Raw genomic sequence first — 13703 nt, forward strand, 5'->3', positions numbered from 1 at the left:
CTTTAGAGCTTGCTTTTTAAGAGATGACGGCGATTTAAGCCATAGAGGAGCCCAATGCTGCCCTCATAAAGCACAAAAAAGAGGATAAAGCAGTCCATGAAAAACTGCTCCGGTAATAGCCAAATCACTGGATCGGTCAAGGGATCAAAAGCCCAGTTGCTCTTTCCAGGAAAAAGAACCTGGTGAAAGAGGGTAAAAAATTGTTCAAAGCCAATACAGATAGCAAAAAGCGCTAAGATTAAAGGCAAAGCCAGAGCAAGGAGATAAAAGCCTTGCCATTTGCTTCGCTCAAACAAATCAGTTTGTTTTGACCTTAAAAGTCTAAAGCTGGGATAGGCTAAGACAAGAGCAACAGCCTGGGTAAAATGAAACAGACCCTTGACATCCTTAAAATGCGCTAGACCAGCTTGCGAACTTGAAAAGCTCGGCAAGGCAAGCTTGCTAACCCAGGGATAGGTCAGATAATGCATCAGCTCTCTGAAATTATAGAGGATGGAGGACTTACTCATAAAGACTTGGTCACTGATTTTGAAATAATCAATCGCCAAAGGATAGCTAAGCCAGGCAAGGGCAATTGTAAACAGCACCGCCATGGCGATAACCCACAGCCAAACTAGGGAAAATCTTAAAAAAGTCATCATAAGCCCCACTCATCTAAGCTATCCACGACATGCGTCGGCGGAACCGGCAAGTGAGGGACTTCCTCCGGCAGAGTGAAGCCAGTAGTGACTAAGAGCGTATCAATATCGTTTTGGATGCCCGCCATAATGTCTGTGAGGTAATTATCCCCCACCATCAGGGCATCGCTGCGCTGTAAACCTAGTACTTCGAGGGCTTTAGTCATAATAATGGCATTGGGCTTACCAATAAAGATGGGCTTAACCCGTGTGGCTGCTTCTAAAAGGGCCACAAGCGAACCAGCACCTGGTAAGAGACCCCGCTCGGTCGGAATATTCAAGTCCGGGTTGGTGCCGATAAAGATTGCCCCTTTTTGGATAGCTAAGGTGGCAATGGCTAATTTTTCATAGGTTACAGCCCAGTCCAAACCAACCACGACATAGGCCGGCTGCTCCGTGTCTTCGACAAAGCCGGCTTGGGCAATGGCTGATTTGAGCCCAGCTTCACCAATAACATAGACAGTCTTGCCCTTGTTTTGGTCCAACATATAATCCACTGTAGCCATGGTAGCAGTATAAATCGAAGCTAATGGCGTCTCAATATTAAAGCCTCTTAGCATTTCTTGGACCTTTTCTGGTGTTCGAGTGGTATTATTAGTCAAAAGCAGATAGGGGATATTGGCTGCTTGCAGACGGTGGATAAAGCGCTCACCAGCCGGGATGCGATCTTTTCCTTTATAGATGGTCCCATCTAGGTCAATTAAATAGCCTTTATAGCTCATTTTAGTTAGCCTCTCCTTCAATGGTTTGCCAGGTAAAAAGTGCCTGAGCATTGAGCTGACCAGCTGAGGTTACTTCATGGTAACTGGTTAGCTGGTCTTGGTAGACCCGAGATTGTACGGTTCCACCAGGTTTTACTTCTCTAATATATTTTAACTGTAAGCTTTTAGGACGATGGCGGTGCAAGAACTCATAGCCAAGTGCATCATAAGCCCATTGGATGTAAACACCATTATTGACATGGCCATTCATATCAATATCATAATAGCGGACTTGATAGGTCTGCTCCTGGTAAGTCAAAAGCGGCTCAAGCTTAGGCACGCGCCGGATCCGCTTGACAAAGGCCGATTCAAATGGCGCCACCAGCTCCTCTGGTATGACCTGAACCTTACGCGTCTCTGGATCCATCAGGGCAAAATGCGAGACAATCTCGACCATGAGCTGACCGGCTTGGTCGTAGATTTTAAAATGACGGTAACAGAAAAATTTATTATAGTAAACAGCTTCGGTTTCAATGCTGATCGTCTGATGGCAGTGCGGTATCTGGTGAAATGTCATTTCATGATCAGTAACAATCCAGACCCAATGATAGTGCTCAAAAATATAACTATCACTACGGTTAAGCAGTCTGGTCTGCTTGCCTGAAAGAGCAATGCAATAAGCTAGCAATAAAGGCAGTTGAATATCACCTTTTTCATCACATAAGTCAAAAGGTATCGTTAGGTATTCTTGATAAGTTTGACCCATTTGGTTCTCCTTGATTAATCTAAGATAAAGCGTTCGGCTACAGTGTCCCCGAGAAAAAGCCCTTTTTTAGTCATCCGAACACGGTTGTCTGTGACTGTAACCAAGCCAGAAGCTTGCAAGTCAGACACAATCGCTCCATAACGCTTGGCAAAGGAAGTTTGAAATTTACTTTCAAAGCGCTCAATCGAGACGCCTGATTTCTTGCGCAGGCCCAAAAAAAGCTCCTCTTCCATCATTTCTTGCTTGGTTAGCACTTCTTCATTTAGCCTGGCATTGCCATTTGCCACTGCCTTGAGGTAGTGCTGGATGGGCACACGATTCTGGTAGCGCACACCATCAAGATAGCCTGAGGCACCTGCACCACAGCCATAGTATTCCACATTGTCCCAGTACATCAGATTATGGCGGCTCTCAAAGCCTGGCTTGGTAAAATTGGAAATCTCATAATGCTCAAAGCCATGAGCTTCCATTTGCCCGATAATGTACTCAAACATTTCTGCTTCTAGGTCTTCTGTTGGCAGATTGAGCTTGCCTCTACGCATCTTATTCATAAAAACCGTATGGTGTTCTAAAATCAAACTGTAAAGGCTAAGGTGTGGAATGTCAAGGGCTAAAGCTTTCTTGACATTCTCTTTGACCTGATCCAATGTTTGACCCGGCAGGGCATAAATCAAATCAATGGAAATATTGTCAAAATGCGCCGCCTTTAAAGCAGCAATCGTTTGATAAATTTGCGCCTGATTATGACTGCGACCAATCTGCTTGAGATGACGGTCATCAAAGGTCTGCACCCCCAGGGAAACCCGATTCAGCGAAGAAGACTGAAAGACCGCAATCTTGTCTGGTGTCAAATCACCAGGATTGGCTTCAATCGTATACTCCTCTAATTGGCTCAAATCCAAAGTCCGCTCCAGTTCTGTCAGCAAGTAACTCAGCTGCTGAGCAGACAGAGCACTGGGCGTTCCACCCCCAATATAAAGCGTTTTTAGCGGCCCCATCTGGTAGGACTTAATCTCACTAATAAGAGCCTGAAGATAGGCATCCACAGGCTGATTTTGGATAAACACTTTTGAAAAATCACAATAATAACAAATTTGCGTACAAAAAGGAATATGAATGTAAGCCGAACTAGGTTTTTTTGTCATAGACTTATTTTACCATGTTCCGGTCAAAAGCGCACGTTTCGCTCCTGACTTTCCCAAACAAAACCAAGGTTTGTAACTGCGACTAGCTAAAGCCCTGGCGACCTTTAGCCTGACGCGGCCCAGATAAGCTTCACAGCATTCGCCCACCCTGCTAAAAGCGCAGCCATTACTCTTTTTTGTTGTCCAAAAGGCCATCGCTTGCGCTTGGTCAGGCGGCGTGACGCCTGGCTAGAGAAGATTTTGACCTAAAGAGCTAGCTTAGTATCTGACGCGGCTAAGAATCCACCAAGTGCTGGTGCAGCTAGCTAAAAAGAGGAGGACAAGCCAGCAAAAGCTGTCCCCTTGCTAGCTTGTCCTCCTCTTTTTTTGATAGATTAGTCACTGCCAATTTCTCTACGAATAACATCAGCAATGGTTGTTACACAGGCTTCAACCGCCTCATCTGTAGGGGCCTCAGCCATGACGCGCAGCAAGGGCTCTGTCCCGCTCGGGCGGACTAAAATGCGGCCTTTACCTGCCATTTGCGTCTCCATCTGCTCAATGACATCAGCAATTGCCGGAATAGCCATTGCCTTATCTTTCATGCTGTTGTCAACACGAATATTGACTAATTTTTGTGGGTAAATGGTGACCTGAGCAGCCAATTCTGACAATTTTTTGCCAGTTTCTTTCATGACCTTCACTAACTGGATGGCGGTCAACTGACCATCACCTGTCGTGTTGTAATCCATGATAATCACATGGCCCGATTGTTCGCCGCCTAGATTATAGCCTGACTTGCGCATTTCTTCAACGACATAACGGTCACCAACGGCTGTGATGGCTTTTTTGATACCGACCTGATCCAGGGCTTGATGAAAACCAAGATTTGACATCACGGTAGTCACAATGGTGTTTTTGGCTAAGAGACCTTTTTCAGCAAGGTAGCGGCCAATAATGAACATAATCTTATCACCATCGACAATCGCGCCCGTCTCATCAACGGCAATGAGTCTGTCACTATCACCATCAAAGGCCAGACCAACTTCTGAGCCCGTTGTCGTGACCAAATCCTGTAATGCTTCAGGATGCGTTGAGCCAATCCCGTCATTAATGTTAAGACCATCTGGTTTTTCCCCGATGACATTAATATCTGCATTTAAATCTAAGAAAACATCACGCGCTGTTGTCGAAGCAGCCCCGTTTGCCGTATCTAAGGAAATCTTCATCCCGTCTAGATCAATCCCTGTGGATACCAGGAACTTTTCATATTTGCGTAGGCCTTCTGGATAGTCCACTAGTGTCCCTAGGCCTTTGGCACTTGGTCTTGGAAGAAGGTCAACTCCTTCTTCTAGTAAGGCTTCAATCTCCTCTTCTTGCTCGTCTGCTAATTTGAAGCCGTCGCTGCCAAAAAACTTGATGCCATTATCCAAAGCTGGGTTATGACTAGCAGAAATCATCACGCCTGCGCTAGCATTTTCCGTACGAACCAGGTACGAAACACCCGGGGTGGCCAAGACTCCCAGTTTATAAACTTCAATCCCCACTGAGAGTAAGCCGGCAATTAGAGCAGACTCTAACATTTCTCCAGAGATGCGTGTGTCACGTGCGACAAAAACGCGTGGGCGCTCTGTCTCGTGTTGGCTTAGGACATAACCACCAAAACGGCCTAATTTAAATGCCAATTCTGGTGTGAGTTCGACGTTTGCTTCACCACGAACGCCATCTGTTCCAAAATATTTTCCCATAACTTCTTAAGCGCCGAGCGCTCCCTCCATTTGATATTCCATGTTATTATCCTTTATTTCTTTTTGGTTGTCAACTGCACAGAGACCACCTTTGGCTCAACAGAGACCAGGTCACCAGCGCTGACTTTGACCGTTTTGATGGTTGATTTTGTGACGCCAGAAATTGGCACATCCACGATGACTTCGTCAATCGTATCTAGCACCTCCTGACTAGCAGAAATGGTTGCCGTTTCATTGGAAAGTTTAGGGACAATCGAGGCTAGGCTGCTATCCATCTGGCCAAAGAGATTGACCCGGATAGGCACGGTCTTAGTAATTTTCTTAACAGAGACAGACAACTCAGTCGTAGCTGGACTAATCGTGCTAGCAAGAATCGTACCATCAGCCGAGACAGCTTGTAGGGTGACAGAGCCATGGTAGTCAGCTGATAATTTTTGGTTTTCAGGTAGCTTAGCAACAACATGGTCGATCGTGTCAATCGTTGATTCATTGCTGGTGACCTTGACCTTGGCATCCCCGACTTCAATCTTGCCAACTTCGTAACCAGGTTGGATTTGCTTAGGATCAATGCTTGGGGTAACAGAGAAGGTCTTGGTTCTGCGTTTACCAATAGTTACAGAAATCTTATCTGGTGTCACCTTAGCAACCACACCTGAGGGGAGATTGGTCACACTCAAAGGAACACTAACCTTGCCGGGCTTGCTCTTTGACAAATCCGCCACAATCTTGAATTTGCGGGTGTCTGTGTTGACTTCTGAGTCTAACTTGACCCGATTGGTAGAGCTCAGATAGACCTGGGCTCCATAGGAATACTCACTGATAAAGTATTTGTCACTGTCATACTTCATGTCAATGGGCACATCAGATAAGCTATGAGTGTAAGTCTCAACCGGTCCGTAAGTGGGATTGGCTGAATTGGCCTGATTGCTAGAGACAGCCGTTAGAAATAATAAAACAGCAAAGAAGATGGAAACAAGGCCAAGCCATAACCGACTGTTTAGAAATTTTTTCACTTGTTTTTACCTCCAAAGACTTTTTTATACCATGAGACCCGCACAGCCTTATCTTCAATGAGATAGGAGCGAAGAACCGTTTCAAAGTCTTCACGGGAAATATCATGGGTAAATTGTCCCTTATGTGTAATGGAAATACCACCTGTTTCCTCAGAAACCACAATGGTTAAGGCATCAGAGTTTTCAGACAAGCCAATGGCCGCTCTGTGCCGTGTGCCGAATTCTTTTGAAATGGACATTGATTCAGAAAGCGGCAAATAAGACGACGCTGTGGCAACTTTGTTATCAGAAATAATCACAGCGCCATCATGAAGTGGTGTATTAGGAATAAAAATATTAATCAAGAGTTGACTGGAAATTTCCGCATTTAAGGGGATCCCAGTTGCAATGTATTCTTGCAAGGTTTGAGTTTGTTCAATGGCGATCAAAGCTCCAATCTTGCGTGGGCTCATGTAGGCAACTGATTTGAGGATAGCATCAATCAACCGCTCTTCATCACTCATGCGTTCTTTTTGCATAAAGACTTGCGTGGTCCGGCCAAACTTTTCCAGACCAGTGCGAATTTCTGGCGCAAAAATCACCACCCCTGCAATGACCCCATAGGTAATCACCTGGTTCATCAAAAAGGATATGGTCATCAAACCAATCCATTCAGCTAAAAAGCGCAAGAGAATAAAGAGAATAACCCCTTGCACCAGTGACATGATTTTCGTACCGGCCAAGGCCCTGACAAAGCGGTAAATGACATAGGCAACTATCAAGATGTCTAAGAGGTGAATCATTAACATCCACGGATCACTGACTAGATTTAGGAAAAACTTTGTATCAACATTAAATAAACTTCCCATTAGGACTCTCTTTCTATTCAAAATACAGATCATTCATAGTATATCATTTTTGGCCAAGTTTTTCTGTATTCAAATGCCACAAACTTGTGATAAAATAGAACCATGAAAGTAAAGACGATGATGAGCATTGCGGCTGGACGCGCAGCCCAATTCTTCCTAAGCAAAATGGGCCGTGGGTCCACCTACCCGGGCAAGCTAGCCTTAAGCTTTGACCCTGCTATTTTAGATACCATTGCTAAAGACTATGAGATTGTCGTGATAACAGGGACCAACGGCAAAACCCTAACCACTGCTTTGACCGTTGGGATCTTGCAAGAAGCCTACGGCCAGGTTGTCACTAATCCTAGCGGCGCCAATATGATTACAGGGATTGTTTCCACTTTTTTATCTGCTAAAAGCAACCGGAGTGGCAAAAAGATTGCTGTTTTGGAAATTGATGAAGCGAGCTTGCCACGCATCACACGCTTTATCACGCCAAGCTTGATTGTCTTTACCAATATCTTTCGCGACCAAATGGACCGCTATGGTGAGATCTACACCACCTATCAGATGATTAGTGATGGTGCAAAGAATGCACCAACAGCAACCATCCTTGCTAACGGGGATAGTCCGATCTTTGCCGCAAAAGACCAAGTCAATCCCATCAAGTTCTATGGCTTTGACACTGAAAAGCATGAGCCGCGCTTAGCGCACTACAATACCGAAGGCATTGTCTGCCCAAGGTGTGAGCATATCTTGCACTACCGGCTCAACACCTATGCCAATCTCGGCGATTATCTCTGTCTTAACTGTGGTTTTGAGCGACCACACCTCGATTACCGCCTCACCCAGCTCACTAAGATCACCAACCAAACGGCCGAGTTCACCATTGATGGTCAGGCCTATAAGATCAATGTCGGTGGCCTGTATAACATCTATAATGCCCTAGCCGCGGTGGCCGTAGCTGAGCACCTGGGACTAGCTCCTGCGGTGATTAGTGCTGGCTTTGAGAAAAGCCGGGCCGTCTTTGGCCGGCAAGAAACCTTCAAGATTGGTGACAAGAGCTGTACTTTGGTGCTCATCAAAAACCCTGTTGGTGCCAGCCAGGCACTTGAGATGATGGCGCTTGCGGACTATCCCTTTAGCCTCTCAGTCCTCCTCAATGCCAACTACGCTGATGGGATTGATACCTCCTGGATATGGGATGCTGACTTTGAGCGCATCACCGAGATGCCGATTACAGCCGTCAATGCTGGCGGCGTCCGGCATTCTGAGATGGCTCGGCGCCTGCGAGTTGCAGGCTACGATAGCCAAAAAATCGCAGAGCAAACCAGCCTTGAGGAAGTCCTAAGAGCGATTGAGGCCCAAGACAGTGCACACGCCTATATCCTAGCTACCTATACAGCCATGCTAGCATTTCGTGACCTACTAGCCAATCGCCAACTCGTTGAAAAGGAGCGACACTAAGATGACCTATATATCCTTAGAAACCAAGGATGCGCATGATTACCCCTATAGCCTTAGGATCGCGCATCTCTATGGCAATCTGCTCAATACCTATGGCGATAATGGCAATGTCCTTATGCTCAAATACGTAGCTGAAAAACTGGGAGCTGGGGTCAGTGTGGCCATTGTGTCCTTGGAGGATGACTTTGACCCTGATGCCTATGAGATGATTTTTTTTGGTGGCGGCCAGGATTACGAGCAAAGTATCGTGGCGCGGGATTTACCCAGCAAAAAAGCAGCCATTGCTGATTTTATTGAGCAAGACAAGGTTATCCTCGCTATCTGTGGTGGCTTTCAGCTTTTGGGCCGCTACTACATCCAGGCTAATGGCGTCAAGATTGATGGGATCGGGGTGATGGGCCACTATACCCTCAACCAAAAAAACAACCGTTTTATTGGCGATATTAAAATTCACAATGACGAATTTAACGAAACCTACTATGGTTTTGAAAATCATCAGGGGCGGACCTTTCTCGCTGAGGACGAAAAGCCGCTGGGCCGCTTGATTTACGGCAATGGTAACAATGACAAAGACCAAACCGAAGGTGTCCACTACAAAAATGTCTATGGCTCTTATTTCCACGGGCCGATCTTATCTCGCAATGCGCATCTCGCCTACCGGCTCGTCACAACTGCTCTCCGCCAGAAATACGGCCCAGACATCGCCCTTAAAAGCTACTACGAGATTCTAGGCCAAGAAGTCTCTGAGGAGTACGCTGATGTCAAAAGCAAGGCCGCCTTTACAGAGTAAGAACCTGTGCTTACGAGGAGGTGTTCGCAAAATCCTTAAAAAAGCCTCTGAGGTAGATGCCTCAGAGACTTTTTTATGTTTAAAGTTAAAGAAATGTAGGGTTAAAATGTGTTTTAGTCTTTACGTTTAAAGAAGTATTCTCTTAAAAAAGTCGTTTTTTAGTCTTTGCGTTTGGCAGACAAGGTTAGGACACCTGCACTTGCAATCACAGCTAGAGCTGCTGCGGTGAAGAAGGCACCCATGCGCTCACCGGTTGCAGGAAGGGCGTTGCCATTGCCTGCTGCGGCTGGAGCTGAACCTGAACCTGAGCCAGATGGCATCAACATTGGTAGTGGTGGTGTGATTTTTGCACCAGAACCGTAACCAGCAGCGCCGTTACCAGGGTAGTGGCTGCCATTTTGGCCGTTTTGGCCTGGGCGACCGTCGCGGCCATTATGACCATCACGACCATTGTGGCCATCGCGACCATTGTGGCCATCGCGACCGTTGCGGCCATCCATACCGTCTTTACCATCTTTCCCATCACGGCCGTTGCGGCCATCCATACCGTCTTTACCATCTTTCCCATCACGGCCGTCTTGACCGTTCTTACCATCACGCAAGAGGATTTCAGACTTGGTACCATCTGGGTTAATGAAGAAGATAGAGTGGGTACCATCTGAATGGCTGGTAGCTTTAATCACTGGTGAGAGGCCGTCACGACCATCCACACCGTCTAGACCATTACGACCATCGCGGCCATCACGACCGTTGCGACCATCGGTACCAGCGCGGCCATCCGCACCATCAGTACCATTTTGGCCATCTTGACCCTTGGAACCGTTCTTACCATCACGGCCTTTAGCACCGTCACGACCATCTTGGCCTTTAGCGCCATTGCGGCCGTTTTGACCACGTTGACCATCTTGACCTTTGGCACCATCTTTCCCATCACGACCGTTAACGCCGTCACGACCATCAGCTCCTCGAGCGCCATTATGACCATTTTTACCGTTTTGGCCTGGTTTACCTTCTACACCATCGCGGCCATCTTGACCCTTGGCGCCGGTTGCGCCTGGTTTACCCGGTGCTCCAGCTTCACCCTTGGCACCATCCACGCCATCACGGCCTGGAGTTCCTTGTACACCCTGCCGTCCAGCAGGACCCTGTGGGCCTTGTGCGCCAGTCTGACCTGTTAGTCCTGTCAGTCCCCTTTGCCCTGGTAGACCTCGTTCTCCTCTTTGTCCTTGTAGGCCTTGCCGACCATCATTCCCCTGCGGACCTCGTGGTCCTACTGGTCCACGTGGACCAGCAGGACCCGGCAAACCGGGTCGTCCATCGGCACCTGGAACCCCCGGCATACCATGTTCACCCGGGATACCTCTTGGGCCGCTTGGACCCATTGGTCCAGGAATTCCAACGCTAATATAGTTTGGATAATGCCCACCCATACCTAAGCCGTACCGACCTCCATTACTTGGGAAATAGGGGCTATAAATTGATGTTGATGGATAAACATCAACATATGCCTCCGCTGTGGTTCCTTGTAGGCTAAGGGCAAAGGCGGCACCTAGGATGACTGATGCTGCTGTAAAACTATTTCTGCGAAAGCGTGAACGTTGTTTTTTGACAACGTTTTCATTCGTGTTCGCCATGTTATCTCCTTTTTTCAAGACTTCCCCCTCAGCTAGGATGAGGGGGTGTCTATTTGCTGTATTAGTTATGGCCAAAGCGGTCTTTTGCAAGAACAGAAGGGACCTGAGTGTCAGGCCGCCTTTTTCCCAGCCAATAACCATCACTTATAATGCCATGATGATCAGCGTTAGACATGAGGAATCCGCTATTTTTTTGAATAAATCGGTAAAAAATACAGCTTTTAAAGATACCTTTTTACCATAGTCATTTTTTGGAGCAGGATTTAAAATTAGTGATTAGGGTTTGCCTTGGGCCTTTGCTATACTGGGTAACTAGAAAAGCCGACCAGCGACTAGGGCGTAACTCAGGCACCGTCTGATGAGGCCAGCTAGGCTAGTCGTGCGGGCTTTTTTGCTGCTTGCTGGGTTGCGTGACGCAAAACACCCGGCAAAAGAGCGCCTAATGGTTGGCTGATCGTTTAGTGACATCAAACATAAAGGATAACCAAAGAGCGTCATGTATAGACACCCCTTACTCGAATCTCTACAGACTTGCTTACAAGTACCGATTCTGGTTTTGGATGAGTCCTTTAACCCCTTAAAGGCTTATCCTTTTAATATCAGCTATTGCCTAAGTAGCCAGTTGAAACAAGAATTGGATCAAAGTAGCTGTCAGAGGTATATTTCACCCCCCCCCGAATTTAAACTACTCGTCCTAGGTGGTGACTGCATTCTTGCTGTCTACCCCTTGCAAAGCTATTTTTTTATCTTCGGGCCTTTTACCACACCCTGTCCCCTAGACGACCTTAGGCCTTTGGCAAGGGTCTACTACCTGACGCAGGAGCGCCTGATACTACCAGACAGCCTATGTCTGACCTATGTCCAGGATCTTTCCCACCTGCTCCATCTCATCCACTATTTCTTTACCGGTCACGCGTACGGTTTAGCCGGCAAACAGGCCGTGCTTGAGACTGATATGGTCAGCGAGATGCGAAAAGAACTTAGTGAGAGGCTCTTTAGCCCCTATCATGAGGAGGAAGAGCAGTTTGACTATGAGTGTCAGCTCCTTGAGTGTGTTAAAAAAGGCGACCCTAAGGAAGTGCAGGCCTTTTTGCGGCAAGCCCTACCTTGGCCACAACAGGTAAAAAACGCGCGAGCGGAGAAAAACTACTCGATTTTGATTTTTGAAAAGCTCTCCCAGTTGGCGATTAGCATGGGAGTAGCTAGCCACTATGCCCACCATATCCGTGATTATTATATTAAGAAATGTGAGCAGTGTGCGACCGTCCAAGACGTGCTCGCACTAAGAGAATCCGCCATTCTCTTATTTACTCAGAAAATCGGACGGATGAATACACATTCCTACACGATGGCGCGGATTTTAGCCTATATTCATAAAAATCTCTCACAAAAGCTCCTGATTGAGACTATTGCCAAGCAGTTTAACTTTAGTGAACCAAGTATCCGCAAGCTCTTTCGCAAGGAAATGTCCTGTTCGATCCAGCAGTATATCCGGCAAAAGAAAATCGAGGAAGCCAAGATTATGCTAAAAAACGGTGCTAGCGTGACGGAGGTGAGCAATAACCTGGGCTATGCGGATGCTGCGCATTTTTCCCGGACCTTTAAGGAGGTCGTTGGCCTATCGCCAAAGCAATTCCAACAAAGCCCGATCAAAGACATCACTTAAGCTTTTGCTGCTGAGCTCAGCAGCAAAACCAAAAAACTCCCTGAAACCAGAGTTGCCCTGCTCCTTCATCCTTAGCCAGTAGGTCTAAGGATGAAGGAGAGAGACTTGTTGATAACGGGAGTTTTTTATTTGTACTTCTAGAGTGTGCTTGATGACTGTAACAGAGAAAAAAGAAAGGCTAGGTCCAAGTAAGCCAACTACAAGAGTCAGCAGCTTGCTCAAAGGAGCAGGTCCAGAGGCTAAGGACCAGACCACTCCTATAGCAACTGCCTGTTCTCTGCTTAGGATTAGGCAACGATGGCCTTGGCCACTTCTTCAACGGTCATCCGGGAGAAGTATTTGGTCGTGTCAATGGTTTTGAGGCGTTCTAAGACATCCTGGTAGTTGTACTTGCAGCCCACCAAGAGCTCTTCGATGTCCTTGACATCCTTGATCCCAAAAAAGTCACCGTAAATCTTGATGTTTTTGATGAGGGATTGTTGGACATTGGCAAAGGTCGTGATTTTACCAGCAGCGTAGCGGACATTGCGCTCAATGGTATACTCGGGTGCCTGACCATAGGTCCAGTCCCAGTTACCAAATTGCTGCTCGGCAGAAGCTTGAACCTTGGCTAGTTCAGCATCAGAAAGGACATACTCTTCCATATCAGGATAGGTTTCCTTCATCTTGGCAAGGAGTCGATCGGAAAATTCCTCAACAGTGATTTTCTCAGGGAGTTCGTCTAGGATGTTGGTCACCCGGGAGCGCACGGACTTGATCCCTTTGGATTCGATTTTATCTTTGCTGACTTTTAAGGCATCGCCCAGCACGGTCATGTCAACATCAAAGAGAAGGCAGCCATGGTGCATCATCCGACCTTTATAATAGGCTTGCGCATTTCCACAGAATTTCTTGCCATTGATCTCTAGGTCGTTACGGCCGGTAAACTCGGCTTTAACACCCAAATCAGCCAAGGTCGCAATCACGGGTTGGGAGAAGGTCTTAAAATCAAAAGCTCCCTCTTCAGACTTATTCGAAATAATCGTGTAGTTGAGGTTATTCAGGTCATGGTAAACAGCTCCTCCACCAGAGAGGCGACGCACCACATGGATGCCGTGTTCTTCGATATATTCTTTGTTAATTTCTTGAATGGTGTTTTGGTGCTTACCAATGATAATAGCCGGTTCATTAATCCAGAGAATGAAGAGTTCGTCTTCGTCAACTAATTCCCGAAAAGCGTAAGCTTCTAGGGCTACATTATAGGCAGGATTGTGACTATTGTTAACAATATATTTCATTTTTCTCTCCTCT

12 protein-coding genes are annotated in these 13703 nt (G+C 46.7%); 3 read left to right on the forward strand and 9 right to left on the reverse strand.

Features of this window, described 5'->3' with window-relative positions:
• Window positions 1-2: 2 nt before the first annotated feature.
• The 7 genes from K5J94_RS07745 to cdaA all read right to left on the reverse strand — a co-directional run bounded on the left by K5J94_RS07745 (window position 3) and on the right by cdaA (window position 6877).
• On the reverse strand, window positions 3-641 hold the full coding sequence (locus K5J94_RS07745; protein ID WP_159548605.1) for a TIGR01906 family membrane protein: 639 nt from the start codon (window positions 639-641) through the stop codon (window positions 3-5).
• The gene (locus K5J94_RS07750; protein WP_221912799.1) at window positions 638-1399 is read right to left on the reverse strand and encodes a TIGR01457 family HAD-type hydrolase; all 762 of its coding nucleotides are present in this window, start codon (window positions 1397-1399) and stop codon (window positions 638-640) included. Before K5J94_RS07750 ends, K5J94_RS07745 begins: the two co-directional genes overlap by 4 nt.
• A gap of 1 nt (window position 1400) precedes the next feature.
• Window positions 1401-2144, reverse strand: a complete 744-nt coding sequence (locus tag K5J94_RS07755) for an acyl-ACP thioesterase domain-containing protein (protein ID WP_221912800.1) — start codon at window positions 2142-2144, stop codon at window positions 1401-1403.
• Window positions 2145-2158: 14 nt separating this feature from the next.
• Complete coding sequence (hemW, locus tag K5J94_RS07760; RefSeq protein WP_221912801.1) at window positions 2159-3289, reverse strand: radical SAM family heme chaperone HemW; 1131 nt, start codon at window positions 3287-3289, stop codon at window positions 2159-2161.
• A gap of 374 nt (window positions 3290-3663) precedes the next feature.
• Window positions 3664-5016 (reverse strand): phosphoglucosamine mutase, encoded by a 1353-nt coding sequence (glmM, locus tag K5J94_RS07765; protein WP_221912804.1) that lies wholly within the window; start codon window positions 5014-5016, stop codon window positions 3664-3666.
• 53 nt (window positions 5017-5069) lie between these two features.
• Window positions 5070-6029, reverse strand: a complete 960-nt coding sequence (locus K5J94_RS07770; protein WP_159544833.1) for a CdaR family protein — start codon at window positions 6027-6029, stop codon at window positions 5070-5072.
• The gene (gene cdaA, locus K5J94_RS07775; RefSeq protein ID WP_159548620.1) at window positions 6026-6877 is read right to left on the reverse strand and encodes a diadenylate cyclase CdaA; all 852 of its coding nucleotides are present in this window, start codon (window positions 6875-6877) and stop codon (window positions 6026-6028) included. The genes K5J94_RS07770 and cdaA overlap by 4 nt, the downstream gene beginning before the upstream one ends.
• A gap of 102 nt (window positions 6878-6979) precedes the next feature.
• Here cdaA and murT point away from each other — a divergent pair, with 102 nt between their 5' ends.
• The gene (murT, locus tag K5J94_RS07780; protein WP_221912806.1) at window positions 6980-8323 is read left to right on the forward strand and encodes a lipid II isoglutaminyl synthase subunit MurT; all 1344 of its coding nucleotides are present in this window, start codon (window positions 6980-6982) and stop codon (window positions 8321-8323) included.
• A 1-nt stretch (window position 8324) separates the two neighbouring features.
• On the forward strand, window positions 8325-9113 hold the full coding sequence (gene gatD / locus K5J94_RS07785) for a lipid II isoglutaminyl synthase subunit GatD (protein ID WP_221912808.1): 789 nt from the start codon (window positions 8325-8327) through the stop codon (window positions 9111-9113).
• Window positions 9114-9271: 158 nt separating this feature from the next.
• Here gatD and K5J94_RS07790 read toward each other — a convergent pair whose 3' ends face one another.
• The gene (locus tag K5J94_RS07790) at window positions 9272-10747 is read right to left on the reverse strand and encodes an LPXTG cell wall anchor domain-containing protein (protein WP_221912810.1); all 1476 of its coding nucleotides are present in this window, start codon (window positions 10745-10747) and stop codon (window positions 9272-9274) included.
• A 496-nt stretch (window positions 10748-11243) separates the two neighbouring features.
• Here K5J94_RS07790 and K5J94_RS07795 point away from each other — a divergent pair, with 496 nt between their 5' ends.
• Entirely contained in the window at window positions 11244-12413 is a 1170-nt protein-coding gene (locus K5J94_RS07795; RefSeq protein ID WP_221912813.1) for a YSIRK-targeted surface antigen transcriptional regulator, read from the forward strand.
• Window positions 12414-12700: 287 nt separating this feature from the next.
• Here the strand turns inward: K5J94_RS07795 and K5J94_RS07800 are convergent, their stop codons facing one another.
• Window positions 12701-13690 (reverse strand): lipoate--protein ligase, encoded by a 990-nt coding sequence (locus K5J94_RS07800; protein WP_159548635.1) that lies wholly within the window; start codon window positions 13688-13690, stop codon window positions 12701-12703.
• Window positions 13691-13703: the final 13 nt, after the last annotated feature.

Origin of the sequence: Streptococcus halichoeri (assembly GCF_019774635.1) — a bacterium.
GTDB classification, from domain to species: Bacteria; Bacillota; Bacilli; order Lactobacillales; family Streptococcaceae; genus Streptococcus; species Streptococcus halichoeri.

Coding starts and splice junctions, on each gene's coding strand:
- K5J94_RS07745 (WP_159548605.1), bottom strand. CDS start 641: ATGATGACTTTTTTAAGATTTTCCCTAGTTTGGCTGTGGGTTATCGCC.
- K5J94_RS07750 (WP_221912799.1), bottom strand. CDS start 1,399: ATGAGCTATAAAGGCTATTTAATTGACCTAGATGGGACCATCTATAAA.
- K5J94_RS07755 (WP_221912800.1), bottom strand. CDS start 2,144: ATGGGTCAAACTTATCAAGAATACCTAACGATACCTTTTGACTTATGT.
- hemW (WP_221912801.1), bottom strand. CDS start 3,289: ATGACAAAAAAACCTAGTTCGGCTTACATTCATATTCCTTTTTGTACG.
- glmM (WP_221912804.1), bottom strand. CDS start 5,016: ATGGGAAAATATTTTGGAACAGATGGCGTTCGTGGTGAAGCAAACGTC.
- cdaA (WP_159548620.1), bottom strand. CDS start 6,877: ATGGGAAGTTTATTTAATGTTGATACAAAGTTTTTCCTAAATCTAGTC.
- murT (WP_221912806.1), top strand. CDS start 6,980: ATGAAAGTAAAGACGATGATGAGCATTGCGGCTGGACGCGCAGCCCAA.
- gatD (WP_221912808.1), top strand. CDS start 8,325: ATGACCTATATATCCTTAGAAACCAAGGATGCGCATGATTACCCCTAT.
- K5J94_RS07790 (WP_221912810.1), bottom strand. CDS start 10,747: ATGGCGAACACGAATGAAAACGTTGTCAAAAAACAACGTTCACGCTTT.
- K5J94_RS07795 (WP_221912813.1), top strand. CDS start 11,244: ATGTATAGACACCCCTTACTCGAATCTCTACAGACTTGCTTACAAGTA.
- K5J94_RS07800 (WP_159548635.1), bottom strand. CDS start 13,690: ATGAAATATATTGTTAACAATAGTCACAATCCTGCCTATAATGTAGCC.